22 protein-coding genes are annotated in these 25,753 nt (G+C 73.5%); 7 read left to right on the forward strand and 15 right to left on the reverse strand.

Annotated features, from left to right (window positions below; all coding sequences use genetic code 11):
- From ptsP to nagA, 7 genes are all read right to left on the reverse strand, one after another.
- Nucleotides 1-1,667 (reverse strand): phosphoenolpyruvate--protein phosphotransferase (ptsP, locus tag EIO00_RS17760; RefSeq protein ID WP_206664171.1); only part of this gene is annotated, 1,667 nt, incomplete at its 3' end.
- Nucleotides 1,660-1,932, reverse strand: coding sequence for an HPr family phosphocarrier protein (locus tag EIO00_RS17765; RefSeq protein ID WP_140180414.1), 273 nt, complete (start codon nucleotides 1,930-1,932; stop codon nucleotides 1,660-1,662). The genes EIO00_RS17765 and ptsP, both read right to left, overlap by 8 nt.
- Before the next feature lie 46 nt (nucleotides 1,933-1,978).
- Nucleotides 1,979-2,626: an HAD family hydrolase gene (locus tag EIO00_RS17770; RefSeq protein ID WP_140180416.1), complete on the reverse strand. Its 648-nt coding sequence runs from the start codon at nucleotides 2,624-2,626 to the stop codon at nucleotides 1,979-1,981.
- Entirely contained in the window at nucleotides 2,626-3,075 is a 450-nt protein-coding gene (locus EIO00_RS17775; RefSeq protein ID WP_140180418.1) for a PTS sugar transporter subunit IIA, read from the reverse strand. The genes EIO00_RS17770 and EIO00_RS17775 overlap by 1 nt, the downstream gene beginning before the upstream one ends.
- An 11-nt stretch (nucleotides 3,076-3,086) precedes the next feature.
- Nucleotides 3,087-3,317, reverse strand: a complete 231-nt coding sequence (locus EIO00_RS17780) for a PTS sugar transporter subunit IIB (RefSeq protein WP_140180420.1) — start codon at nucleotides 3,315-3,317, stop codon at nucleotides 3,087-3,089.
- A gap of 14 nt (nucleotides 3,318-3,331) precedes the next feature.
- A complete protein-coding gene (locus tag EIO00_RS17785) occupies nucleotides 3,332-4,360 on the reverse strand; it encodes an SIS domain-containing protein (RefSeq protein ID WP_140180519.1) in 1,029 nt (342 codons plus the stop codon).
- Between the two features lie 11 nt (nucleotides 4,361-4,371).
- Complete coding sequence (gene nagA / locus EIO00_RS17790) at nucleotides 4,372-5,547, reverse strand: N-acetylglucosamine-6-phosphate deacetylase (RefSeq protein ID WP_140180422.1); 1,176 nt, start codon at nucleotides 5,545-5,547, stop codon at nucleotides 4,372-4,374.
- A gap of 287 nt (nucleotides 5,548-5,834) precedes the next feature.
- Here nagA and EIO00_RS17795 point away from each other — a divergent pair, with 287 nt between their 5' ends.
- The 3 genes from EIO00_RS17795 to EIO00_RS24845 all read left to right on the forward strand — a co-directional run bounded on the left by EIO00_RS17795 (nucleotide 5,835) and on the right by EIO00_RS24845 (nucleotide 8,821).
- Nucleotides 5,835-6,578, forward strand: coding sequence for a GntR family transcriptional regulator (locus EIO00_RS17795; RefSeq protein ID WP_140180424.1), 744 nt, complete (start codon nucleotides 5,835-5,837; stop codon nucleotides 6,576-6,578).
- A gap of 30 nt (nucleotides 6,579-6,608) precedes the next feature.
- Nucleotides 6,609-8,027, forward strand: coding sequence for a PTS transporter subunit EIIC (locus tag EIO00_RS17800; RefSeq protein WP_140180426.1), 1,419 nt, complete (start codon nucleotides 6,609-6,611; stop codon nucleotides 8,025-8,027).
- A 224-nt stretch (nucleotides 8,028-8,251) separates the two neighbouring features.
- Entirely contained in the window at nucleotides 8,252-8,821 is a 570-nt protein-coding gene (locus EIO00_RS24845; RefSeq protein WP_206664172.1) for an Rv3235 family protein, read from the forward strand.
- 66 nt (nucleotides 8,822-8,887) lie between these two features.
- Here EIO00_RS24845 and secA read toward each other — a convergent pair whose 3' ends face one another.
- A complete protein-coding gene (gene secA / locus EIO00_RS17810) occupies nucleotides 8,888-11,755 on the reverse strand; it encodes a preprotein translocase subunit SecA (protein ID WP_140180430.1) in 2,868 nt (955 codons plus the stop codon).
- 292 nt (nucleotides 11,756-12,047) lie between these two features.
- Here secA and EIO00_RS17815 point away from each other — a divergent pair, with 292 nt between their 5' ends.
- A complete protein-coding gene (locus EIO00_RS17815) occupies nucleotides 12,048-12,374 on the forward strand; it encodes an HGxxPAAW family protein (RefSeq protein ID WP_140180432.1) in 327 nt (108 codons plus the stop codon).
- A 311-nt stretch (nucleotides 12,375-12,685) separates the two neighbouring features.
- On the opposite strand, the gene EIO00_RS17820 is transcribed toward EIO00_RS17815, so the two are convergent.
- From EIO00_RS17820 to mtrA, 7 genes are all read right to left on the reverse strand, one after another.
- Nucleotides 12,686-13,882: a winged helix-turn-helix domain-containing protein gene (locus EIO00_RS17820; protein WP_140180434.1), complete on the reverse strand. Its 1,197-nt coding sequence runs from the start codon at nucleotides 13,880-13,882 to the stop codon at nucleotides 12,686-12,688.
- A gap of 100 nt (nucleotides 13,883-13,982) precedes the next feature.
- Complete coding sequence (locus EIO00_RS17825; RefSeq protein WP_140180436.1) at nucleotides 13,983-14,723, reverse strand: response regulator; 741 nt, start codon at nucleotides 14,721-14,723, stop codon at nucleotides 13,983-13,985.
- Nucleotides 14,724-14,965: 242 nt separating this feature from the next.
- Nucleotides 14,966-15,673 carry a ribosome hibernation-promoting factor, HPF/YfiA family gene (hpf, locus tag EIO00_RS17830; protein WP_140180438.1) on the reverse strand — a complete coding sequence of 236 codons (708 nt, stop codon included), beginning with the start codon at nucleotides 15,671-15,673 and terminating at the stop codon, nucleotides 14,966-14,968.
- 858 nt (nucleotides 15,674-16,531) lie between these two features.
- Entirely contained in the window at nucleotides 16,532-17,404 is an 873-nt protein-coding gene (locus EIO00_RS17835) for a ComF family protein (protein WP_140180440.1), read from the reverse strand.
- A gap of 132 nt (nucleotides 17,405-17,536) precedes the next feature.
- On the reverse strand, nucleotides 17,537-19,372 hold the full coding sequence (locus EIO00_RS17840; RefSeq protein WP_140180442.1) for an LpqB family beta-propeller domain-containing protein: 1,836 nt from the start codon (nucleotides 19,370-19,372) through the stop codon (nucleotides 17,537-17,539).
- On the reverse strand, nucleotides 19,369-21,063 hold the full coding sequence (gene mtrB / locus EIO00_RS17845) for an MtrAB system histidine kinase MtrB (protein WP_241661442.1): 1,695 nt from the start codon (nucleotides 21,061-21,063) through the stop codon (nucleotides 19,369-19,371). Before mtrB ends, EIO00_RS17840 begins: the two co-directional genes overlap by 4 nt.
- A 319-nt stretch (nucleotides 21,064-21,382) precedes the next feature.
- Nucleotides 21,383-22,060, reverse strand: a complete 678-nt coding sequence (gene mtrA, locus EIO00_RS17850) for an MtrAB system response regulator MtrA (RefSeq protein WP_140180444.1) — start codon at nucleotides 22,058-22,060, stop codon at nucleotides 21,383-21,385.
- Nucleotides 22,061-22,734: 674 nt separating this feature from the next.
- Between mtrA and EIO00_RS25340 the strand changes: the two genes are divergently transcribed.
- Genes EIO00_RS25340 through EIO00_RS17865 form a run of 3 tightly spaced genes read left to right on the forward strand, consistent with a single transcriptional unit; the run spans nucleotide 22,735 to nucleotide 25,744 of the window.
- Nucleotides 22,735-23,898, forward strand: coding sequence for a hypothetical protein (locus tag EIO00_RS25340; RefSeq protein ID WP_140180446.1), 1,164 nt, complete (start codon nucleotides 22,735-22,737; stop codon nucleotides 23,896-23,898).
- The gene (locus EIO00_RS25345) at nucleotides 23,895-24,557 is read left to right on the forward strand and encodes a DUF4129 domain-containing protein (protein WP_140180448.1); all 663 of its coding nucleotides are present in this window, start codon (nucleotides 23,895-23,897) and stop codon (nucleotides 24,555-24,557) included. Before EIO00_RS25340 ends, EIO00_RS25345 begins: the two co-directional genes overlap by 4 nt.
- Nucleotides 24,554-25,744, forward strand: coding sequence for a DUF4350 domain-containing protein (locus EIO00_RS17865; RefSeq protein ID WP_140180449.1), 1,191 nt, complete (start codon nucleotides 24,554-24,556; stop codon nucleotides 25,742-25,744). Before EIO00_RS25345 ends, EIO00_RS17865 begins: the two co-directional genes overlap by 4 nt.
- The last annotated feature ends 9 nt before the right edge of the window (nucleotides 25,745-25,753 follow it).

A 25,753-nucleotide genomic window follows, 5' to 3' on the forward strand; every position in this document is an offset into this window, starting at 1 on the left:
GCGCGGGCCTGCTCCGCCGTCGCCGCGGAACGCGCCGCCACGGCCGCCCGGCGGCACTCGGCGAAGGTGTGGCGGGCCAGGGCGGCGCGGACCGGCGGCAGGGCCGGCGCGCTCATGGACAGGGAGGTGGCGCCCAGGCCGACCAGCACGCACGCCAGCGCCGGGTCGGCGGCGGCCTCACCGCAGACGCCGCAGCCGCGTCCGGCGTCGGCGGCGGCCTCGGCGGCCAGGGAGACCAGGTCGAGGACGGCGGGCTGCCAGGGGTCCTGCAGGTGGGACAGAGCGCCGACCTGCCGGTCGGCGGCGCAGGCGTACTGGGTCAGGTCGTTGGTGCCGATGCTGAAGAACTCCACCTCGCGGGCCAGGTCGCCGGCGCGCAGGGCGGCGGCGGGCACCTCGATCATCACGCCGGGGTGATCGATGCCGGCCTCGGCGCAGGCGGCGGCGAACGCGCGCGCCTCGGTGACGTCGGTGACCATCGGGGCCATCACCTCCAGGCGGGCGGTGAGGCCCTCGGCGGCCCGGGCCAGCGCGCGGAGCTGTCCGGCGAGCACCTCGGGATGGCGGCGCAGCATGCGCAGGCCGCGTTCGCCGAGGGCGGGGTTGGGCTCGCCGGAGGGCGGGGGCAGGAACGCCAGCGGCTTGTCCGCGCCCGCGTCCAGCACCCGGACCACCACCCGGCCCCGCGGGAACGCCTCCAGAACGGCCCGGTAGGCGGCCTGCTGCTCGGCGTCGGACGGCGGGTGCGAGCGGTCCAGGAACAGGAACTCCGTCCGGTACAGCCCGACCCCTTCGGCGCCGGCCTCCAGCGCCGCGGCGAGATCGGCCGGGCCGCCGACGTTGGCCAGCAACGGCACCGGGCGGCCGTCCTTGGTCGCACCCGGCCCCCTGGTCTCGGCGAGCGCGGCGGTCCGGGCGGCCGAGGCCCGGCGGGCCGCGTCGACCTCCGCCTCGGCCGGGTCGATCCGCACCGTCCCGGCGGTCCCGTCGACCAGCACCCGCGTCCCGTCGGCCAGGTCGGCGCAGCCGGGGCAGGCGACCACGGCGGGCACCCCCATGGCGCGGGCCAGGATCGCGGTGTGGCTGGTCGGCCCGCCCTCCTCGGTGACGAAGGCGACCACCTTCCGCGGGTCCAGCACCGCCGTGTCGGCGGGCGCCAGGTCCCGGGCGACCAGCACGAACGGCTCGTCGCGCTCCGGCACGCCGGGCATCGGCACGCCCAGCAGCCGGGCCACCGCGCGGTCCCGGACGTCGTCGAGGTCGCCGACCCGGGCGGCCAGGTACTCCCCCGCGCCCGCCAGCATCTCGCGGTAGACGCCGAACGCCTCGTACACCGCGCGGGCCGCGGTCGCCCCCTCCGCGATCCGGGAGTCCACGCTCTCGGCCAGCATCGGGTCGCGGGCCATCATGGCCTGGGCGCCCAGCACGTCACGGGCCTCGGTGCGGCCGGCCTCGGCGGCGCGCGCACCGCGCTCCTCCAGGTCGGCGGCGACGGCCCGGAGCGCCGCGGCGGCGGCCTCCCGCTGGGCGCGCACCTCGTCGGGGGTGCCGCCGTGGGGCGTCGCGGGCGGTTCGGGCACCGCCCCCGCCACCCGCGCCACCGGTCCCACGCCGGTCCCGGGGCTGACCCCGGTGCCGGTCAGCACCCGCGACCGCCCGTCAGGCACTCTCGGCCTCGACGTTCACCGCCGCCTCCAGCTCGTCCAGCAGCCGCTCGGCGTCCCCCTCCCCCTCGACGGTGATGGTGATCTCCTCACCGTGCCTCACGTCCAGTCCGAGCACCGCCAGGATGCTCTTGGCGTTCACCGGGTCCTTGCCCGGCTTGGCGACGGTGACCTCCATCGGCGCCTTGGTGGCGGTCTGCACGAACAGCGCGGCGGGACGGGCGTGCAGCCCCACCTTGGACAGGACTCTCACATGACGCTGGGCCACGATCTCTCCTCGTTGTCACCCGGAGCGGAGCCTCTGCGGCCCCCGCTCAGCCCCCGATGTGCAGAGGCCATCGAATCTCCAGCAGGTTCGGCACGACGCGATCGGCCTGGGCGAGCCGATGCGGGGGCACCGTGGTGCTCACCCCGATCACCGCCATACCCGCGGCCTTGGCCGCGGCGACCCCGGCGGGCGCGTCCTCGAACGCCACCGAGCGCGCCGGTTCGACGCCCAGCCGGGCGCAGGCGGTCGCATATCCCTCCGGATGCGGTTTGCCCCGTTCGACGTCGTCGGCGGTGATCACCACGTCCAGCAGGTCGGCCACCCCCAGCTCGGCCAGCAGTCCCTCGGCGTACGGGCGCAGCCCGGAGGTCACCAGCCCCAGCGGCACGTTCTCGGCGTGCAGCGTCCGCACCAGCTCGACCGCCCCCGGCACCGGCTCGGCCGGCGGCCAGTCCGGATGCTCCTCGAACGCGACCACCTGCCGGAGCAGCTCCTCGACGGTGTGCTCGCCCGGGAACAGGTGCAGCACCTCGGCCAGCACCTCCCGACCGCGCCGCCCGGCGAACGAGCCGATCAGCTCCTCGTCGTGCGGGACCCCGTGCGTCTCGAACAGCTTGGCCCACAGCAGCCGGTTGCGCGGCTCGGTGTGGATCAGCGTGCCGTCCAGGTCGAAGACGACGGCCTGGGGTTGCATCACGGCCATGAGAACAGCTCGGCGCCCTTCTCCACCTCGCCGGACTCGCGCACGTCCACCAGCGCCTCGGCGGTGGCGTCCAACGCGACCACCGCGGTGACCGGGGACCGGCCGCCGGCCTCGATCCGGGCCGGGTTCCAGCGCACCAGCGGCCGCCCCGCGGTCACCTCCTCGCCCTCGGCGGCCAGCAGCTCGAAGCCCTCGCCCTTGAGGTGGACGGTGTCCACGCCCAGGTGCACCAGCACCCCGTGGCCCCGCTCGTCGACCACCACGTAGGCGTGCGGATGCAGCTTGACGAGCGTGCCGTTGACCGGGGCGATCGCCTCGCCGGGGGCGCGCACCGGATCGACCGCGGTGCCGGGGCCCACCATGGCCTGGGCGAACACCGGATCGGGCACCCCGGCCAGCCCGACCACCCGCCCGCTGACGGGCGAGAGGACTCGCGTCACCGGCCCTCCGCTCACAGCAGGTCCTCGATGTCGGTGGCGAGGGTGTCCGCCTCCGGTCCGACCACCACCTGGACCACCGTTCCGCTGCGCATCACGCCGAACGCGCCGGCCGCCTTCAGCGCGGCCTCGTCCACCCGGGACGGGTCGGAGACCTGGGTGCGCAGCCGGGTGGCGCAGGGCTCGATCTCCACGATGTTCCCCGCTCCGCCCAGCGCGGCGACGATGGCCTCGGCCTTGTCCATTGCTGCTCCTCGCGTCAGTCGGTCTGCGTGACCTTGTTGAGTCCTCGCGGCAGGTCGGGATTCAGCCCCAGCGCACGGGCCAGCGCCTCCACCAGCACCTGTCCCGGGACGATCAGCCCGAGCGGCGCCGCCCACTCCGGCAGCCGGGGGCCCGGCAGCGTGTGCGCGCAGACCTCCGCCAGGTCCGCTCCGCCGCCGATGCCGTAGGCGCGGGCGCCGGCTCCGGTGACCCGCCGGGCCAGCGCCACCGTCCCCGGCAGCGTGGGGCCCTCCTCGGCGGCGACCAGGATCGCCGGGGTGCGCGGGTCGACGACGGCGATCGGTCCGTGCAGCAGGTCGGCGTACGACAGGCCCATGGCGTGCAGGTAGCACGCCTCCTTGAGCTTGAGCGCCAGCTCCAGGGCGGTGCCGAAGGCGATGCCGCGCCCGGAGACCACCGTTCCGGACACCGGGGCGAGCTCGGCGACCATCGCCGCCAGGGCGGGCGAGGCGGAGGTCTGCTCGATCAGCCGGTCCGCCTCGTCGGGGACGCGCCGCAGGTCGTCGGGATCGACGTCGGCGCCCAGCCCGAGAGCGAGCACCGCCAGCGCCGCCAGCTGGGTGCTGTAGGTCTTGGTGGCGGGGACCGCCTCCTCGTCGCCGGCCTCGGTGATCAGCGCCAGGTCGGCGGCGTCGGCCAGCGGGGAGGCGGCCCCGTTGGTGATCGCGACGGTCCGGGCGCCGCAGTCGGCGGCCCAGCCCAACGTCTCCACGATCTCCTCGGTCTTGCCGGACTGGCTGATCGCCACCGCCAGCACGCCGGTCAGGTCGATCCGCCGGCGGTAGGCGGTCGCGATCGACGGGGCCGCCGGAGTGGCCAGCCGTCCGGCGTGCGCCTCGATCAGGTAGCGGCCGTAGGTCGCGGCGTTGTCGGAGGAGCCCCGGGCGATGAACAGCACCTGCCGGGTCCGCTCGGCCAGGCGGGCGATCTCGGGGACGGCGGGCAGCAGGGCGTCGAGGGTGCGCCGCAGCGCGGCGGGCTGCTCGGCGATCTCGGCGCGCATCCGGGTGATCGTCACCGTGCGCCCCCTCCGTCCGGCCGGCTCCACACCACGTCCCCGGCGACCCAGGTGCGGTGCGCCCGCAGCGCCCCGGCGGCGTCGGGGACCAGCCAGGTCAGGTCGGCGGCCGCGCCGGGCTCGATCCGGCCGAGGTCGGGGCGGCCGATCAGGTCGGCCGGGACGCGGGAGGCGGCGTCGATCGCGGTCCGCGGGTCGACGCCGAGGGCGATGGCGTTGCCGACGGCGGCGTCCAGCCGCAGCGCCGAGCCGGCGAGGGTGCCGTCGGCGCGCAGCGGGGGCCCGTCGGCGGGCAGCTCGATCGGCTCGCCGCCCAGCTCGTACCGGCCGGGCGGCATCCCCGCCGCGGCGGCGGCGTCGGTCACCAGCACCAGCCGGCCCGCCGCGGCGTTGAACGCCAGCCGGGCGGCCGGGGCCGACACATGGTGCAGGTCCAGGATCAGGCCCGGGTGCAGCCGCGGGTCGGCGAGCGCCTGCGCGGCCACCCCCGGCTCGCGGTGGTGAACACCGGACTGGGCGTTGAACAGGTGGGTGACCTTGCGCGCTCCGGCGTCGGCGGCCCGGGCCGTCTGCTCGGCGGTGGCGTCGCTGTGCCCGATGCTGACCAGCACGCCGTGCTCGACGAGGGTCCGCACGGCGTCCAGGCCGCCGGGCCGCTCGGGGGCCAGCGTCACCAGCCGGACCATGCCGGTGTCCAGCAGGGTCGCCAGCGCCTCGGGGGTGGGATCGGTGAGCCAGGCGGCGTTGTGCGCGCCGCGCCGCCGCTCCGACAGGAAGGGCCCCTCCAGATGGATCCCCAGCACGCGGGCGCCGGCGGGCAGCCGGGGCAGCAGCCCCTTGACGCGCCGCAGCGCCGCCTCCTGGGCGCGGATCGGGGCGGTGATGAACGTGGGCAGGAACGCCGTCACCCCGGTCTCCGGCAGCCGGCTCACCACGGTGCGCCATCCGGCCTCGTCGGCGTCCGCCAGATCGTGCCCGAAGAACCCGTTCACCTGCAGGTCCACCAGGCCCGGGGCGAGCATCCCGGTCTCCAGCCGCAGATCGGGCGAGGCGGGCGGGTCGCCGGCGCCCACCTCGGCGATCACACCGTCCGCGATCCGCAGCCAGCCGGGGCCGAGCCCCGGGCGGCCGGCGGCCGCGAGGGCGCGCGCGGCGACGAGGTAGGAGGTCATCTTCTGGGCACTCTCCGCTGCCGATCGGACGTTGTCAATGGCCGCCACCACTGGTCTAGTCCGGCCTAGACCAGTACGGACCATAGCGCGCACTTCGTACGGTTGCCTAGGGGGTGTCCGGACTTTCCCGCGCTCCGCCCGCACGGTCGACCGTGATCAGGCCGTTATGCGGTGGTCTGTTGACACATCTTCCCAGGCTGTGGTCTAGTCCGGCCTAGACCAGTACGAACCGGACCGGAGGCGGCGGGAGGCCGGACGGCCCCGCGGTCCCGCACCCGAGGACGCCAGTGACGAGCATCGACCCGACCAGCCCAGTACCGAAGTACTTCCAGCTCCGCACGATCCTGCTGGACATGATCGAGCGCTCGGAGCTGCCCGTGGACTCGCCGATCCCCTCCGAGCGCGAGCTGTGCGCCCGCTACGGCCTGTCCCGGATGACGGTGCGCCAGGGAGTGGAGCAGCTGGTCGCCGAGGGCCGGTTGTACCGGGTGCCGGGCAAGGGCACCTTCGTGGCCCGGCCCAAGCTGGAGGTGCCGCTGCGGCTGGTCTCCTTCTCCGAGGACATGCTCTCGCGCGGGCTGCGGCCCGGCGCGATCGACCTGTCCCGGCGGACCGTCCCGGCCGACGGCCGGCTGGCCCGGCTGTTCGACGTGGAGGAGGGCACCCCGATCCACGTGATCGAGCGGCTGCGCACCGCCGACGGCGAACCGATGGCCATCGAACGCTCGCACATCCTGGCCTCACTGGCCCCCGACCTGCTGGACCGCAGACTGGCCGACCGCTCGCTGTACGGCGTGCTGGAGGCGGTCTACGGAATCGTCTTCGACGCCGGCGACCAGACCATCGACGCCGGCGTGGCCGACGCCACCGAGGCGAAACGGCTCAAGATCCCCAAGGGCAGCCCCGTGCTGCTCCTGCAGCGCCGTTCCTACATGAACGGCGTCTGCGCGGAACTGGGCGTGTCGACCTACCGGGCCGATCGCTACCAGATCCACACGGCCCTTGGAAATCCACCACCCCGCCGGGCCTAGCCCATCGGCATCAGCAGGAGGCACCCTCTGATGAGCACTTCCGCAACCGCCGGCGGCACCGCCGCCCCCAAACGAGGATCCCGGGCCCTCGCGGTCCTCCAGCGCATCGGCCGCAGCCTGATGCTGCCGATCGCCGTCCTACCCGCCGCCGGTCTGCTGCTGCGTCTCGGACAGCCGGACGTGCTCGGCGAGAACACCGACGCCTGGATCAGCTTCTCCGGCGCCGACCGGGTCGCCGAGGTGTTCGCCGCCGCCGGAGGGGCGTTGTTCGACTGGCTGCCGCTGCTGTTCGCGGTCGGCGTGGCGGTCGGCTTCGCCCGCAAATCCGACGGTTCGACCGCCCTGGCGGCCGTGGTGGGCTACCTGGTCTTCCACTACGTCAGCATGAACATGTTCTTCCACTCCGAGGAGCTGCGGCCCCGGGTGGTCAAGGCATTGTTCGACCCGGAGAACCCCGGGCGGCCCAACGAAGTGCTGGACCTTGCGGCCGGCAACCCCACCCAGGTGCTCGGCGGCATCGTCATCGGCATCACCGCCGCCCTGCTCTACCAGCGCTACTACCGGATCAAGCTGCCGACCTGGCTGGCGTTCTTCGGCGGCCGCCGGTTCGTGCCGATCATCACCGCGTTCGCCGCGACCGTGCTGGGCCTGCTGTTCGGCTGGATCTGGCCGGTGCTGGGCAGCTGGCTCACCGACTTCGGCGAGTGGGTGGAGCGCAACAGCACCCTGGGCGCCGGCGTCTACGGCGTGGTCAACCGGCTGCTGCTGCCGCTGGGCCTGCACCACATCCCCAACAACGTGGTCTGGTTCCAGATCCCCGAGTGCACCGTCGGCGGCAAGACCTACACCGGCGACCTCAACTGCTACCTCAACGGCGCGGACGGCGCCGGCTGGTCGATGGCCGGGTACTTCCCGGTGCTGATGTTCGCCCTCCCGGCCGCCGCGCTGGCGATCTGGCGCGCCGCTCCCCCGCACCGCCGCAAGGCCGTGGGCGGCATCATGTTCTCCGCCGGGCTGACCGCGTTCGTCACCGGGATCACCGAGCCGATCGAGTTCGCGTTCATCTTCGTCGCCCCGCTCCTGTTCGGCGTGCACGCCCTGCTGACCGGCGTGTCCATGGCGCTCGCCGACGCGTTCAACATGAAGCTGGGCTTCAGCTTCTCGGCCGGGGCGATCGACATGGCGCTGAACGCCAGCAAGGACAACACCAAGAACCTGGTCGGGCTGATCGTCCTCGGCCTGATCTACGCCGTCGTCTACTACCTGCTGTTCAGCGTCCTGATCCGGGCGCTGAACATCCCCACCCCCGGCCGCGAGCCCGAGGGCGTGGAGTCCGTCGCCGCCGACCCCTCGGCCGCCCCCGAGGTCGCCGCGGCCCCCGAGGGGAACGCCTCCACGGGCGCGTCGCCGAAGGGCGCATCGCCTGAGGGCGCGTCCTCCGGCGGCTGATCGGCGGGACCGGAACCCTCGAGCGAGGCGGGCGCCCTTGGGCGCCCGCCTCGCCGTCTTTCAGACGGCCTCCGGTCTCCCCGGGCGGCCTCCGTCCCCCGGCGGGGCGCTGATCTCCGGCGGGCGTTACCGAACTGGCCACATCCGGCCACGATGTATCAACCGTGGTGCGCGGCTCCTCTTGTCCGTCGTCCGCATCGATCTCATCTGCGAAGGAGACGGCGATGTCCGCGCGAACCCCCCGTCACGGCTCCCGGGCCGTCCGGCTGTTCCCCTACGTGCCCGCGCCCGCGACGAACGGCTCTTTGGCGCTGCGTCCCGGCGGTCCGGCGCAGGCCCGACGCCCCGGAGCCGGCCCCTCGCCCGTGCGGCCCCCGACACCGCCCGCGAAGGCCCTCCGGCGGGGCCGGCCCGCCGGACGGGCCCCGGTCATCCGGTCGAGACCGGCGGCGGCCGGCGCGGAGGAACCGCAGCTGCGGATCGCGGCGGAGGCGACCGTTCGGATGATCGCGGAGGTGCTGGCCGGGATCCGGCCGTCGCGTCAGCTGGAGAGGCTGGCCTCTCCCCAGGTGTGCGGGGAGCTGGCGGCGATCGCCCCGGCGATGCCGGCGAGAGGGCCGATCCGCGCCCCGCGGGTGCTGGCCTCGTGGCTGCAGCGGCCCACGCCTCAGGCGGCGGAGGCCGGGGCGGTCGTCACGGTGGCCGGACGGGTGCAGGCGCTGGCGCTGCGGCTGGAGCGGCGACGCGGACGCTGGCGGTGCACGGTGCTGGAGACCACGGCCTCACGACGCTGAGCCCGCACAACGCCGGCGGCCTTCCGGCGCGACGCCGGAAGGCCGCCGAAGGTCGGTGAGATCCGATCAGGCCTTGCTGCGCGGGCTGCCGTGGCAGCGCTTGTACTTCTTGCCCGAGCCGCACGGGCAGGGGTCGTTGCGCCCGACGCCGGCGAACTCGTCCTTGGCCTCCTCGCTGTGGACCTCCACGCCGCCTTCGCCGTCCACGGTCGGCGCGGTGTACTCCAGCCGCTTGGGCCGCTTCTGCTCCTCCAGGCCCTTGGCGCGGATGGCTGGGGCCTCCTCGCTCTTCTTCTCGGCCTTCTCGAGCTCGACCTTCTCCCGATCCTCGGCGGACTCGGCGTCGGCCTTCTCCTCCACCGCGGTGTCGGCGACCGCGACCGGCTGCTCGCCCACGGCCGGAGCGGGCTGCTCCTCGACCTCGACCTCGAGGTTGAACAGGTAGCTGACCGACTCCTCCTTGATGCCGTCGAGCATGGCGTTGAACATGTCGTAGCCCTCGCGCTGGTACTCCACCAGCGGGTCGCGCTGCGCCATGGCCCGCAGGCCGATGCCCTCCTGGAGGTAGTCCATCTCGTACAGGTGCTCGCGCCACTTGCGGTCCAGCACCGACAGGATGACCCGGCGCTCCAGCTCGCGCATGACCTCCGGGCTCAGCTCGGCCTCGCGCTTGTCGTAGGCCTCCTGGGCGTCCTTGCGGATCCGTTCGGCGAGGGTCTCGGCGTCCAGCGCCGAGATGTCGCCGCCGACCTCCTCGACCACGTCGTCGAGCGTGACGCTGATCGGGTAGAGCTGCTGGAAGGCCTTCCAGAGCTTGTCCAGGTCCCAGTCCTCGGCGAAGCCCTCCTGGGTGGCGCCGGCCACATAGCCGTCGATGACCTCGTCGATCATCCGGCGTACCTGCTCGTGCAGGTCGGCGCCCTCCAGCACCTTGCGGCGCTCGGCGTAGATCACCTGACGCTGCCGGTTGAGGACCTCGTCGTACTTGAGGACGTTCTTGCGGATCTCGAAGTTCTGCTGCTCGATCTGGGTCTGGGCGGACTGGATGGCCTTGGTGACGATCTTGGACTCGATCGGCACGTCGTCGGGGATGTTGAGGCGGTTCATGATCGCCTCGACCCGGACGGAGTTGAACAGCCGCATCAGGTCGTCCTCCAGCGACAGGTAGAACCGGGACTCGCCCGGGTCGCCCTGCCGGCCGGACCGGCCGCGCAGCTGGTTGTCGATCCGCCGCGACTCGTGCCGCTCGGTGCCCACCACGTACAGGCCGCCGGCCTCGACGACCTTGTCGTATTCGCCCTTGACGGCCTCCTTGGCCTTCTCCAGCGCCTCCGGCCAGGCGGCCTCGTACTCCTCGGGCGTCTCCAGCGGGGACAGCCCGCGCTCGTGCAGCTCCCGGTCGGCGATGAAGTCGGGGTTGCCGCCGAGCATGATGTCGGTGCCGCGGCCGGCCATGTTGGTGGCCACGGTGACCGCGCCCAGCCGGCCCGCCTCGGCGACGATCGCCGACTCCTTCTCGTGGTGCTTGGCGTTGAGCACCTCGTGCGGGATGCCGCGCCGCTTGAGCATCTTGCTCAGCCGCTCGGACTTCTCCACCGAGGTGGTGCCGACCAGCACCGGCTGGCCCTTGGCGTGCCGCTCGGCGATGTCGTCGACCACGGCCTCGAACTTGGCCTGCTCGGTCTTGTAGACCACGTCCGGGTGATCCTTGCGGATCATCGGCTTGTTGGTCGGAATGGGCACCACGCCGAGCTTGTAGATCTTGTTGAACTCCGAGGCCTCGGTCAGGGCGGTGCCCGTCATGCCGGCCAGCTTCTCGTACAGCCGGAAGTAGTTCTGCAGGGTGATCGTGGCGAGCGTCTGGTTCTCGTCCTTGATCGGCACGCCCTCCTTGGCCTCGATGGCCTGGTGCATGCCCTCGTTGTAGCGCCGGCCGTGCAGGATGCGGCCGGTGAACTCGTCCACGATCAGGACCTCGCCGTTCATCACGACGTAGTCCCGGTCGCGCTTGTACAGCTCCTTGGCCTTGAGGGCGTTGTTGAGGAAGCTGACCAGCGGGGTGTTGGCCGGGTCGTAGAGGTTGTCGATGCCCAGCCAGTCCTCGACCTTCTCGACGCCGGACTCCAGGATGCCGACGGTGCGCTTCTTCTCGTCGACCTGGTAGTCGCCGTCGGTGGCGTCCTTGTCACTGGCCCGCTTGAGCCGCGGCACGATCTTGGCGAACTCCACGTACCACTTGGTGTTCTGCTCGGCCGGGCCGGAGATGATCAGCGGAGTCCGGGCCTCGTCGATCAGGATCGAGTCGACCTCGTCGACGATGGCGTAGTTGTGGCCGCGCTGGACGCACTCCTCCAGGCTCACGGCCATGTTGTCGCGCAGGTAGTCGAAGCCGAACTCGTTGTTGGTGCCGTAGGTGATGTCGGCCTGGTAGGCCCTGCGGCGCTCCTCCGGCGTCATCTGCGGCAGGATGACGCCCACCTCCAGGCCGAGGAACTGGTGCACCCGGCCCATCCACTCGGCGTCGCGCTTGGCCAGGTAGTCGTTCACCGTGACGATGTGCACGCCCTTGCCGGAGAGGGCGTTCAGATACGCCGGGAGGACCGCGGTCAGGGTCTTGCCCTCACCGGTCTTCATCTCGGCGATGTTGCCCAGGTGCAACGCGGCGCCGCCCATCACCTGGACGTCGAAGTGCCGCTGCCCGAGCACCCGGCGGGCCGCCTCGCGCGCGGTCGCGAACGCCTCGGGCAACAGCTCGTCCAGCGTCTCACCGTCCGCAATGCGCTCGCGGTACTTGTCGGTCAGCTCGCGCAGCTCCGCGTCGCTCATCTCGAGGAAGTCCTCCTCGATGCTGTTGACGTGATCCGCGAGCTTCTTGAGCTTGCGCAGGATCTTGCCTTCGCCCGCACGAAGGATCTTGTCGATGACTGGCGGCACTCTCGGAGGCTCCTTGCAGCTCGTGGGTCACCGCGACCGGCGGCACGCACACCACACGTACGTTGCCATCGTAGGCGAGTCCCAGCATGGTCTACGTCACTCGACGGCGCAATCCACCCCCTTTACCGTTTGACCCCCTCCTGGCGAGGAAGAGTTGTAAGGGGTTGACAAGCAGGCCGAACGATCGCCCTCCAGGGTGCCACGACCAGGCCTTCGGTCGGGGAACCCGCAGAGGGCGGACGTTTGCACACGTTGCCGGGCGCCGCGGCGCCCCGGGGGGTAAGGAGGCCCGATGGCGGGAACGCATGGCGGACGGCCGAGCTCGTGGGCGGTCGTCGCGGTGGCCTTGGTCGGTTTCACCGTGGGCGGCGTCGCACTGTGCATCGGCCCCAACTGGCTGCTGTTCTGGGTGGGCGTCGCCATCGCGATGCTGGCCGGCCTGCTCGGCATCGCGGTCGGCATCTTCTCCGACGTGGTCCTGGACGAGCCGCGGGTCATCCCGGAAGTGGTGAACTACTCACTGTTCGGATCCCAAGACGACGAGCGCCGCGGCGGCGTCCACGGCGAGCGCTCCGACCACCCCAGGACCAGCGACCCCGAGCAGCGTCCCCACGGCTGACCTCCGGGCTTCCTCCGGCCCCCGACACGCCGTCGCGGCCCCGCCGGACCGGACGAGAGTCCGCCGGCGGGGCCGCGGCGCTCCCGCCGCCTCCGAGGAGTCTTCGGCGTCTTTCGGAGGGCTCCCGGCGCCTCCCCCAGGAGCGTTCCGGACGCGCCGGGAACGTCCGCAACGGTCGGAAGCGTCCGCGCCCCGCCGAGAACGTCGTGCTTGACGGAAAACGCCCGGGCATCGGTCCGGCGCGGCTCCCACGCGATTGCGGCACGGCCCTGCGATGCGGGCCGGCGAAGCGGCGGGCGGGGCCGGCGAGGTCAGGCGGTGCGCAGCGCCCGGGCCAGGGGCGCGGCCAGGTGCGGAGGGTCGAGGATCTCGACGCGGACGTCCCGGCAGCCGACCCAGGCGGCGGCCCGCCGCAGGGCGGTGGCCAGGGCGGCGACGGAGGCCTCGGCACGGGCGGGGGTGGCGGTCGCCCAGGGTTCCAGGCCGATGCGGCGGGCGACCAGAACGCCCTGGTCGCGAGCAGGGTCGACCCGGCCGATCAGGCGGCCGCCGGACAGCAGGGGCATCGCGAAATAACCGTGGACGCGCTTGGCCTTCGGCACGTACGCCTCCAGCCGGTGCTCGAACCCGAAGACCCGGGAGGTCCGGTCGCGGTCCCAGATCAGCGAGTCGAACGGGGACAGCAGCGTGGTGACGTGCCGGCCGCGCGGCGGGGCGTCCACGGCGGCGGGATCGGCCCAGGCGGGCTGCCGCCAGCCCGCCACCCGGACCGGCACCAGGCCGCTGTCGGCGATCACCGAGTCGACCTGGGCGGCCTTGAGCCGGTAATAGTCGGCCAGATCGGCGCGGGTGGCCACGCCCAGCGCCCGGCCCGCCCGGGCGACCAGCCGGCGCAGGCACTCCTCGTCGGAGGGCGTCCGGTCCAGCAGCTCCCCCGGGACGACCCGCTCCGGCAGGTCGTAGACGCGCCGCCAGCCGTCGCGGCGGACGCACACCACCTCGCCGATGTCCAGCAGCCACTCGACGGCGATCTTCTGTTCGCTCCAATCCCACCACTGGCCGCCGGCCTTGGCCCCGCCCAGTTCCCGCATGGTCAGCGGCCCGTCGGCGCGCAGCCGCTTCAGCACGACCTCGCAGGCCTCCGGGGATATGTCGTGCCAGCGGCGGCCCCTGCGGCGGAACTCGCGGCGGCGGAACTCCAGCAGCGGCCACTCCTCCATCGGCAGCACGCACGCCGCATGCGCCCAGTATTCGAAGGCCACTCCGGTGCCGGCGGGGGTGAGACGCCAATAGGCGTCCTCGACGGCGGCGCGGCCGACCGCGCCCAACCGGGCGTACGGCACCAGCTCATGCGAACGGGCCAGCACCGAGATCGTGTCGAGCTGCACGGCGCCCAGCCGGCGCAGCACGCCGGGCACCCCCTGTCGTCGCAGCCCGCTCCCCAGCAGCCCCTGGGCGGCCAGTTGAATACGTCGCGCCTCGTCCGCGGTCAGCTCCACGCCGGTCACGCCGCGAGTGTAGAGAAGGGCGCCGACACCGACGGAGACATCGATGGGGACATCGATGGGGACATCGATGGAGACCTCGCCGGAGACCTCGCCGCGATCCTCAGGTGATCTCCAGCAGCTTCTCCCGGACGGCGTACACCACGGCCTCCATCCGCGAGTGCAGCTGCAGCTTCTCCAGGATGTTGCGGACGTGGTTCTTGACCGTGTTCTCGGAGATGAACAGCTCCTTGGCGATCTCCTTGTTGCCCAGCCCGCGAGCGACCAGCCGGAGCACCTCCATCTCCCGCTCGGTGAGCTTGGGGGCGGGCACCTGCTGCTGACGCTCCTCGCTGCGCTTGGCCAACGCGGCGAACTCGGTGATCAGCTTGGAGGCCATGGACGGGCTGATCAGCGACTGGCCGCCGTGCACCGCGCGGACCGCCTGCGGGACCTCGTCGATGGAGATCTCCTTGAGCAGATAGCCGCTGGCCCCGGCCTTGATCGCCTCGAACAGATCCTTGTCCTCGTCGCTGATGGTGAGCATCACGATCTTGGCGCTGGGGACCGACTCCTTGATCGCCCGGCACGCCTCGATCCCGCTGCGCCGGGGCATCCGGATGTCCATCAGCAGCACGTCGGGCAGCAGGTCGCGGGCCATCTCCACGGCCTCGTTGCCGTCGCCGCCCTCGCCGATCACCTCGATGTCGTCCTCGCTCGCCAGCACCATCTCCAGGCCCCGGCGGAACAAGGCGTGGTCGTCGACGATCAGCACGCGGATGGGATCGGCCGCGGACCGCCCGTCCGACGCCGGCGGACCGGCCGCCCGCCCGGATGCGCCGGCGGTCTCGGGGTGCTCGCTCACAACGCCGCCCCTCCCTTCGAATGTCGGCGACCCTGTGTCTCTCGGAGGGTGTCATGTCAGGCGAAGGCCGTACAGATCGGCGGCCCGCGGCATGCGCCATCGCGCGGGCCGCCCATCCCGCCGCCCGCCTTGCGGGGCCGGGTGGCCCCACCTAGATCATGACACGCCCGAGGCGGTGACATGGCGCAAGCGGCCCATCACCGGGCCCCCCGCGGGCCGTCGAGCGATCCCACTCCTTCGGTTCACTCCTCCAGCAGCCGGATGACGCCGTAGTCCCAGCCTCGCCGGCGGTACACCACGCTGGGGTGGCCGCTGTCCTTGTCGCGGAACAGGAAGAAGTCGTGGCCGACCAGCTCCATCTCGTAGAGGGCCTGGTCGATGGTCATGGGCGCCGACTTGTGGAACTTCTCGCGGACCACCACGGGGCCGTCGCCGTCCATCGGGATCGGCACCAGGTTGCCCGCGGTCTCGGCGGAAGGGGTCTCGGCGGGGGTGGTCTCGGCCGCCGGTTCCGGCTCCTCCGGCCGGGTCTCCTCGGCGGTCCGCGCTTCGGGCGCGGTGGGCCCGGAGCCGGGCGTCATCGGCATCGGCTCGGGCAGCGGTTCCATGGCGGCCAGCTTGGCCGGGGCGCGGTTGCCGCCGTTGCGGTGGGCCTTGCGCCGGTCGGCGGCGCGACGCAGCCGGGACTCCAGTTTGTCCATCGCCAGGTCCAGGGCCCCGTATCGATCCTCGGCGGCGGCCTCGGCGCGGATCACCGGGCCGCGCGAGCGAATGGTGATCTCCACCCGTTCCCGGCGGTCGGCCAAACGCGGGTTGTGCTCCTCGGACACCTCCACGTCGACACGGATGACCTTCTGGTCCAGCCGCTCGATCTTGGCCAGCTTGCCGTCGACGTGCTGCCGGAACCGCTCGTTGACGTCGGTGTGCCGGCCCTTCACGATGATGTCCACGTGGGACCCCCCTTCTCCCGGTTGCGATGCTCGACCGCCCCCGGGCGCCGCCCGCGCGGGAGGCGTTCCCCGCGTGACGGCGAACCACCGTCGCTCGGCCTGCGCCTCGCCGCGATGGTCCGGGCCCGTGACGGCCGCCGCTCGGTGGGTTGCACCCGCCCGGCCGACCTGGTCTTCGTCCCCACATCCGCCTGCTGAGGGTCTCGCAGCGCTCTCGCCACTACTCCCCTTCTCCCGTTCCGAGGGATGTCTGATCCCCCGGCGAGGCAGGACTTACCTCTAAGGCGCACCGTGATCGGTCGACGAGAAGTCGCCTTACGTGGGCCGTTTCGCCTGCGCCTGGCATCGGCTTGCCGGACCGGCGGTGCTCCGGCGGAGCACCGCGATCCGACGCAACCACGGACCCGGGCGGGTGCCATGTCAAGAACGCTAGCCTCTGATGCCGGGAAAGTCAGGGGGGTGGGCCGAGGAAAACTCACGGAAAGTCATCGCCTGATCTCGCATCGAGATCGGCGGGGCGGGGTCGAAGTCTCCGCAGCCCTTACGCCACAGGGCTTCCCGCGCGTTCCCCGCGCCACGACAGGAGAATGTCCCCCTCAAGTGAGTTTGAACAACCCGGACCTGTCCGAAGGCCGCCATGACCGCCCCTTGGCCGTGGATCGCCCGCACGGTCATGCCCCGACCAAGCGCAGGCCACCCCCTTTCGATCACGTTCGGGCGAAACGATCGGTCTCCCGGCTGCGGCCCGGCGCCCACGCCCCGCCGGACACGATCCCGTGGAACGCGCCCTCCCGGCGGCGCGCCGGATCGGGTCGCCCGTCGGGGCGCCGCGCCGTCATCGGCGTGCGCCGCGGCCCCTCAGCCGACGCGGCGGAGCGTCGCGGCGACGGTGGCCGCGGCCGTGACCCGGGCGCCCGCCGCCCGCAGCGCCCGGGCGGCCTCGGCGAGCGTCGCCCCGGAGGTGATCACATCGTCCACCACGACCACCCGACGGCCGCGGACGCGCCCGGGATCGGTCACCCGCAGTGCACCGGCGAGGTTGGCGGTCCGCGCGGCGGCGCCCAGGCCGGACTGGTCGGCCACCCCTCGCCCCTGCCTCAGCACGGGGGCGCAGGTCACCGGGACCCCGGAGGATCCGAGCACGCCCACGGCCGTCTCGGCGAGCGCCCGCACCGGATCGTGTCCGCGGCGACGCAGGGCCCGCGGCGCCGACGGCACCGGCACCACCAGCGTCTCCGCCGCGCCCGCCGGCGCACGGGCCGCCGGAGAGGGCGCGGGCGAGACGTCCGGCACCGCTGAGGGCGCCGTGGAAGAGGCGCGGGCCGCCGCCGGCGGCGGGGGGACCGGATCGAAGGGCGCGGTCGGCGGGCCGGACGGGACGCCGGAGGAGGTCCGCCCCGCCGGCGCGGGGGGCGCCGCCTCCGGGGGCGGGCACAGGGCGGCCCGGAGGGCGCCGGCCAAGGCGGCGCCGAGAGGGGCCCTCAGCGTCAGACGGCCCGCCTCCTTGTAGGCGAGGAGCACGGCGCGCGTCCGGCCCTCGTAGGCGGCCACGGCCCACGGGGGCGGCAGGCCCGGCGGTCTGGGGACGGGCCACGCCGGGCGGGGCGGCCGGGTCAGGGCCGCCCGGCAGGCGTCGCACAAGACGACGGGGACGGCGGCGCATCCGGCGCAGCGCTGCGGGAGCAGCAGATCGACCAGCGGCGCGAACGGGCGGATGAGGAAAGCGGTCATGCGGCGACGATGTCCGACGACGCCTCGCCGTCACCACGGGGCCGCGCGGATGTGGACATCCGTACGGCCGTCGGGACCGTGCGCCCTCGCCGCCCGACCCGCGTCCCGGTTCCGGCGCGCCCGGCCCCGTGCCTAGTTCCAGTAGGTCGGGTCGGAGCCCAGCGGGTCGCACTTCCACTCGTCGAACCGCCAGTCCCGCAGGGTGCTCTGCCGGCAGATGCTGCTCTCGCCGTTGATCTCGGTGCCGATCACGATCCGCGAGCCGGGCGCGGCGGTGATGGACCTGGCCTCGCCGAGGCTGCCGCTGCCGACCGCGGTGATGGCGTTCCCGCTGACCGGCACCAGGTAGGGGGTCACCTGGGTGGCGGTGGCCTTGGTCTTGCCCAGCACCGCCAGGGTGCCGGAGTCGTTCCAGGCCAGGTCCACCGCGTCGACCAGCTCGGCGCTGAGCGGCAGGAAGTCGCCGACCGCGACGCCCTCCGGACGGTGCACGATGCGGCCCAGCCAGATCTGCCGGTCGCCGCCGACCTGCACGATGGCCGCGACCCGCACCCCGTCGCGGGCCACCCGGAAGGCCAGCACCCGGTGCGCGGACAGGCCCCATTCCCGCACCCGCACCGCCGTTCCGCTGCGCGGGACCATCCACAGCGTGGAGCCGCCGCGGTGGGACTCCACCGTCCACAGCACGCCCCGGTGGTCCCAGGAGGGCCGGGTGAACACGCCGCCTTTGCGCCGGGCGCTCAGCACGGCGCGGATCGGCTCGCCGCCGGTCAGGTCGCCGCTGTAGACGGTGTCCCCGGTGTGGCTCAGTCCGGCGATCTTCCGATCCCGGGACAGCGCCAGCCGGTACAGCCGGTCCTGCCCGGTCGTGCCGGCCGGGACCGCGCTGGCGTCCAGCAGCTGGTGCGGCCGCCCGTCGGGTCCGCGCAGGTAGACGGTCTCCTCGCTGTCGCTCTGAGCGGTGTCGAAGCTGAACCGCGCCCAGTCCTCGATGGTCTGGACGGTGCCCAGTCCGCCCGGGTCGACGGTCTCCCCGTCGACGCGCAGCCTGACGCCGCGGACCTCGGGCAGCTGCCGCAGCGTCCAGCCGAGCTGAGCGGCCATGCGCTGCAGGTCGCCGCGGCGGGCGTGCTCGCTGAGGTCGACGGTGGCGACGCCGTCGGAGATGAACACCTTCTCCCCGATCAGGCGGGTGCCGGCGGGGAAATGGCTGCGCACCGCGGGCCGCAGCCAGCCGGTGGGCCCGTCCAGCAGCGCCTGCACCAGCTGGCGGGGCAGGTCCTGGCGGTTGCCCAGCGGCAGGTGGATGCCGTTGGGGACCACCGCCTCGCCGCCGGGTTCGAAGAAGTACAGGTTGAGCACGCGGAACGCCCGCTCCACGTCGTCCTTGGCGAGCATCAGCCCGTTGTGCAGCTCGGGGGGGATCCGGCTGATCCGCCACTGCCGTTCCGCGTTCTGGGTGAGGCCGAACGAGGTGGTGTAGGTGCTGCCGCTCTGCGCGACGTACTGGCCGTCGGACCCGATGTGGCCCAGCCGGGTCGCGACGACCTCGACCGTGGTCTCGGTGCCCCCGCTGCGCGGCGTGGACACGCTCGGGGCGCTCTGCAGCACGATCACCTGCGGCCGGGCCCCGGGCTTCCAGGCGGCGCTGGCCTGGGGGGTGAGGTATTCGCGCGCCACCTCGTGGTCGTTGTTGAATGCTCCGGAGGCGGTGAGGAAGCCCTTGACGATGTCCTGTGGCCCCCAGTCGTGCCGCGGGCGCACCGGGACGAGCCGCACGTACGGGTCGGTGATCGGTTCGGCGCGCCGTGCGGACCGGCCGGACATCACCCGGCCGCCGCTCGGAACGCTGGCGCATCCGGCCAGGCATGCCAGGGCCGTCACGCCGGCCAGCAGCCGGATCCCGATGCGGGTCGCCCGCGCCTTCGCCGTCCCGGCGGGTCCGCCGGTCCTCCCTCCAGCCGTCATGACCGGTCGCCGTCCCTCACCGTCGGGTCGCCCTCTCCTCCCGCGGACGAGCCGCCCTCCGCGCCGGTCGCCGACATCGCGGCCCAGTCGTCCCGCCGCGCCCCGGGATCCTCCTCGGGCCGGTCCGGCCCGTCCTTCCGGGCGGGGTCCGCCTGCTGGACCTCCCCGGCGGCACGAGCGGCCTCGGAGGAGTCGCCCTCGCCGACGGTCAGCGCGGTGAACGACGCCCGGGACAGCTCGACCTCCGGCGGGACGAGCGGCAGCGGGGAGCCGCGCAGCTCGGCGCCGGCGACCCGCGGCAGGGACAGCCGGAACTGCGACCCCTTGCCCGGCTCGCCCCACGCCTGCAGCCATCCGCCGTGCAGCTGGGCGTCCTCCTTGGCGATGGACAGGCCCAGCCCGGTGCCGCCGGTGGTGCGGGCGCGGGCGGGGTCGGCGCGCCAGAACCGGTCGAACACCAACTGGGCGTGCCCCGGCTGCAGGCCCACCCCGTGGTCGCGGACGGCCACCGCCACCGCGTCCCGGTCGGCGGCCACGGACACGACGATGTCCTTCCCCTCGCCGTGCTCCACGGCGTTCACCAGCAGGTTGCGCAGGATCCGCTCGACCCGGCGGCGGTCCACCTCGGCCATGCACGGCTCGCCCGGCAGCTGGAGCACCATCTTGCTGCCCTTGCGCTCGGCCAGGCCCTCGGTGTCGCCGACCGCGCGCAGCACCAGGTCGCGCACGTCGACGGACTCGGCGTCCAGGGTGGCCGCGCCCGCGTCGTGCCGGCTGATCTCCAGCAGGTCGGCCAGCAGGTTCTCGAACCGCTCCAGCTGGCTCTGCAGCAGCTCCGCCGAGCGGCCCACCGCGGGGTCGGGGAACGTCTCGCGGTGCTCGTAGATCATGTCGGCGGCGATCCGGATGGTGGTCAGCGGGGTGCGCAGTTCGTGCGAGACGTCGGAGACGAACTGCCGCTGCACCTTGGACAGCTCCTCCAGCTCCCCGATCTTGTCCTGCAGGTTGCCGGCCATGTCGTTGAACGAGGCGGCCAGGCGGGCCAGGTCGTCCTCGCCCCGGACCTTCATCCGCTCCTCCAGCCGGCCGGCGGCCAGCCGTTCGGCGGCGTGCGCGGCCAGCCGCACCGGAATGACGACCTGCCGGGTCACCAGCCAGGCGATCGCCGCCAGCAGCAGCACCAGCACCGAGCTGACGCCCACCAGGGTGTGCGTCACGGTGTTGAGCGTCTGCTGCTCCTGGGTGAGGGGGAACAGGTAGTACAGCTCATAGCGGCCGTTCCCGGCGCCGACGACCAGGCCCGGCACCGACTCGCGGCCGATGTAGGAGATCTCGCTGTAGGTGCTGTGCCGGGTGCCGACGCGGTCCTCCCGGACGGCCCTGCGGAGGCGTTCGGGGACGCTCTCCGGCAGCACCTCGTTGGTGGCGTAGCCGTCCAGGTACTTCTGGTCGGTGTCGCGGATGTAGACCTCATACAGCCCGGAGGGGCCGCTGCGGGCCATGAGCCGGTTGGTGACGTCCTTGAGGGTGACCTCGGGGACGTTGCCGGAGGACAGCTCCCGTTGCAGGACGCCCAGCCCTTCGTCGAGCTGCAGCAGCGCGCTCTTCTCCTTGCCCTCCAGCAGGGCGGTGGTGATCTGCTGCATCAGGAACACGCCGAGGATCGCCACCACCACCGCGGAGATCAGCATGGTGGCGGTGACCACCCGGAGCTGGATGGACCGCCGCCACTGCGCATAGAGCCGGCGCACGGCGCGGCGCAGGAGACGGCGGGCGGCGCCCAGCCCGCGCCGGGCGAACCGGCGGGCGCGATGCAGCCGATGCCCGCGCAGCCCGGCCACCGCCGACTGCTCGGTCACCCGGCGGGCGGTGGCGCCGAGGCCGGGGATGCTGCGCCGGCGGCCGCGGGCGCGCGGGACCCGACCCGGGGCGTCCTGGGCCCGGGCCTGCGAGGGGTCCATGCCGTCGCGGCGGGTCCTGGCCGTCACGGGGGGTCGTCGAATCCGCGCGTCAGGCCGGTCCGGCCTTGTACCCGACGCCCCGGACGGTCACCACGATCTCCGGGTGCTCGGGATCTTTTTCGATCTTGGCTCGCAGCCGCTGGACGTGCACGTTGACCAGCCGGGTGTCGGCCGCGTGCCGGTAGCCCCACACCTGTTCCAGCAGCACCTCTCGGGTGAACACCTGGCGGGGCTTGCGGGCCAGCGCGACCAGCAGGTCGAACTCCAGCGGCGTGAGCTGGATGCTCTTGTCGCCGCGCTTGACCGAGTGCCCGGCGACGTCGATGGTGAGGTCGCCGATCTGCAGGATCTCGGGAGCCGGTTCCTCGGTGCGGCGCAGCCTGGCGCGCACCCGGGCGACCAGCTCCTTGGGCTTGAACGGCTTGACGATGTAGTCGTCGGCGCCCGACTCCAGCCCCAGCACCACGTCCACGGTGTCGCTCTTGGCGGTCAGCATCACGATCGGGACGCCGGACTCGGCACGGATCTGGCGGCATACGTCGATGCCGTCGGCGCCCGGCAGCATCAGGTCCAGCAGCACGAGGTCTGGCCGGGTCTCCCGGAACGCCTCGAGCGCCTTGTCCCCGTCGTGGACGAACGACGGCTCGAAGCCTTCGCCCCGCAGCAAGATGCCGAGCATCTCGGCGAGAGCGAGGTCGTCGTCGACGACCAGTACGCGTCCTTTCATGGCCCTCATCGTTACACGTAGTCGGCAGATGGTCCGCCATCGCGCCGGGCCTGCGACGGCCGGCCCGCCGGCGGGCGGAGCCCCGACCGGCCCCCCGATGACCGCGTTCGGCGGCTCTGGGCGTTTAGGCTACCTGCCGTCCACCTGGCACAGGTCCCTCCGAAGCCGACAAAAACGGTCGCGAGCAGGACGGCCGGGCGGTCCGGCCGGTCGAGGCGCCGCGCCCCGAGGCGTGTCCGGTACCGGCCGACGGGGCGGGCCGGCCGCCGGAACGCGCCCGCGGTCGGGCATGCTGGACCCGTGCCGCCGCGTTCCCGCCGCCGAACGGTCCGCGCCGGAGAAGTCCCTGCCGGGGAGCGTCCACACCGCGGAATGTCGCGCGGTGCGGACCTCCCACGGAGTACTCTGCGTGGCAGTTCGAGCGCATGAAGCGATGTTCGTCGGAATTCATCCCGGAGGGGGCCGGGACCGGCAGAAGATCGCCGGCGGTCGGGACAGGAGATGTCGAGGGGGGAGGCTGCGATGGGGATCTCCTGGATATGAGCTGAAACCACACAGCGGGCGATCGGGTGATCAAGCGGGCAAATCCGGCCACCCGGTCGTGACAGGATGGCCCACGAGGTCATCAGGCCGGGGTCCGCACGACACGGGCCCGTTCGACGGGGAGCTTGCCGATGTCGGGTCCGCAGCACTGGACGGCGCCCGACGCCGCCGTGCCGTCTCACGCGCCGTCCGACGGCTCCGGCGCGGCGGCGCCGGAGCGTCCGGCGCCCCCCGTGCCGGGGGGCGCCTCCGCCGCCGGACGCGGCGGCGTGGAGACGACCTGGCCTCCGGAGGGGGAGATCCCGTTCCGCCCGCTGGGCACGGCCGAACTGCTGGACGGCTCGATCGCCTGCATCCGCCGCAATCCGCGTCCGGTGCTCGGCCTGTCGGTCCTGATCACCGCGATCGTGCAGCTGCTCAACACGGCGGGCGGCTATGCGCTGCTGAGCGACGCGGCGCAGGAGGAGCTGACGCCCGAGCCGCTGATGCGCACGCTCGGCGCCCAGGCCATGCTGGGGGCGCTGGGCATGGTGATGTCGGCCTACGGGACGCTGGTGCTGGCCGGGATGCTCGGTCCCGCGATCGCCCGCACCCTGGTCGACCGGCCGGTGACGCTGCGGCGGCTGTGGCAGGACGTCCGGCCGGCGTTCGGGCGGCTGCTGGCCGTCGCCGCCGTGATCCTGGGGGTCTCGCTGCTGGCCGCGGCGCTGCCGCTGCTGCCGTTCGTCGCGCTGCTGGTGGGCGACGGACCGGCCGTGGCGGGACTTGCGGCCGCGGTGGTCGGCTTCCCCGTGGCGGCCGCGCTGATGATCTGGCTGTACGTACTGCTGGTCCCGGCGCTGCCGGCGGTGGTGCTGGAGCGACAGAGCGTGGCGGGCGCGCTGCGGCGGGCCCGGTGGCTGTCGCACGGCCGGTGGTGGCACAGCATGAGCACCCTGCTGCTGGCGCTGATCATCACGGTGCTGATGGGGTTCCTGGCGCTGCGGCTGCCGTTCCTGCTGGCGCAGCTGCTGCTGTTCGGCGAGGACGCCTCGGGCGGCGCGCTGCTCGGCTCGCTGACGATCGACACGCTGGGCCGGATCGTGAGCTGGTCGCTGATCACCCCGTTCGACGCGGGCGTGATCGCGCTGCTGTACGCGGACCGCCGGATGCGCCGGGAGGGCTTCGACCTGGAGGTGCACATCCGCGTGCCCGAGGGACTCGACCCCGGCGATCTGAGCGTGTGGCGCCCGGCGGAGGTCCCGGTCGCGTCGACGCCGCCCGCGCCGTTCCCGCAGCCGGAGGTGCGCCCGTGAGGTTCGACCCGATCGGCCGGGAGGAGGCCCGCGACCTGGCCCGCCGCGAGCTGGAGAAGGGCATCTACCACCAGGACGAGCCGTCCTGGCTGGAACGCGCCTGGCAGGAGTTCCAGGAGTGGCTGAACGAGCTGCTCCGGCGGACCGCCGATCCGAGGCCCCCCGGCGAGGACCGCGGCTGGCTGTCGCTGCTGATCATCGTGTTGCTGCTGGCCGCCGCCGTCGCGCTGACGGCCTGGCTGATGCGCGGCCGCTGGAACGTCCGCTCCCGCCGGCAGCCGCTGCTGGAGCGGCGGCCGTCCACCGCCACCGACCACCGCGCCGCCGCCGAGCGGCACGCCGCCGCCGGGCAGTGGGCCGAGGCGATCCGCGAACGGCTCCGCGCCATAGCCCGGGACCTGGAAGAACGCGTGATCCTCGACGCCCGGCCGGGCCGCACCGCGGACGAGCTGGCGGCCGAGGCCGGGGCCGTGCTGCCCGAGCACGCCGAACGGCTGCGCGAAGGGGCGCGGATCTTCGACGACGTCTGGTACGGCGACCGGCCGGGCACCCGGGAGGGTTATGCGACGCTGGCGGCGCTGGACGAGGCGCTGCGTTCGGCCAGGCCCCGGACCCGGTCGGCCGAGCGGTCCGCCGAGCGGTTCGAGGTGCCCGCATGACCGCGGCCCTCTCCGGAGCCGCGCCCGCCGTCCCGGGCCCGCGGCAGACGGCCGCCCGCCGGTGGCGTTCGGCGCGCGGCGTGGTGGTCGTCCTTCTGGCGCTGGTGGCCCTGGCGGTGGCGATCGCCTTGCTGGAGTCCGCCCCCGAGCCGCAGTATCTGGACCCCGAGTCGCCGAGCCGGGGCGGCACCCGGGCGCTGGCGCAGATCCTCGCCCGGCGCGGCGTGCCGGTGCGCACGGTGCGCGACGCCGAGGACGCCGCGAAGGCGGCCCGGCGGCCCGGCGCCGTGCTGGTGATCGTCCGTTCCGAACGGCTCACCCCCGAGGAGCTGAGGCTGCTCGCCGACACGCCCGGCGACGTGCTGCTGGTGGAGCCGACCCGGCCCGCCCTGCAGGCGCTCGCCCCGGGCGTCCACCGGGCCACCACCGACTTCGAGGACGTCGCCGAGCCCGGCTGCGGCCTGGACGCCGCCGTCCGCGCGGGCAGGGTGCACTTCGGCACCTCCGAGGTGTATCAGAGCCCGCCTGACGGGATCGGCTGCTACGTCTCCGGCGAGCTGCCCCGGCTGGTGCGGGTCCGGGTGGGGGGCCGCACGGTGACCGTGCTGGGCTCCGGCGCCCCGCTCACCAACGGCCTGCTGGATCAGGAGGGCAACGCCGCGCTGGCGATGAACCTGGCGGGCGCGGGCGACTCGGTGGTCTGGCTCATCCCCGACCTGCCCGAGCCCGGCGGCGGCAGCGGCGCGAGGAGCTGGCAGGACCTGGTGCCGCACGGAGTGCGGCTGTTCCTCGTCGAGCTGGGCGCGGCGCTGCTGCTGGCGGCGTTGTGGCGGATGCGGCGGATGGGCCCGGTGGTGGCGGAGCCCCTGCCGGTGGTCGTACGCTCCGCGGAGACCGTCGAGGGTCGTTCCCGGCTGTATCGGGCGCACCGGGCACGGGACCGTGCCGCCGACGCGCTGCGGTCCGGCGCGCGGGAGCGGCTGGTGCCGCTGCTGGGGTTGCCGCGCGGCGCGGCCCAGGACCCGGCGATGGCCCAGGAGATCGTCTCGGCCGTGGCCCGGCGCACCGGCTGGGACGAACAGGCGGTCGGGTCCGCCTTGTACGGTCCGCCGCCGGCGGACGACGCCGGGCTGGTCGCCCTCACCGATGTCCTCGACGACCTCGAAAGGCAGGTACGCCGACCGTGAACGATCCCG

Source organism: Thermomonospora catenispora (assembly GCF_006363815.1).
In the GTDB taxonomy this organism is placed as follows: Bacteria; Actinomycetota; Actinomycetes; order Streptosporangiales; family Streptosporangiaceae; genus Thermomonospora; species Thermomonospora catenispora.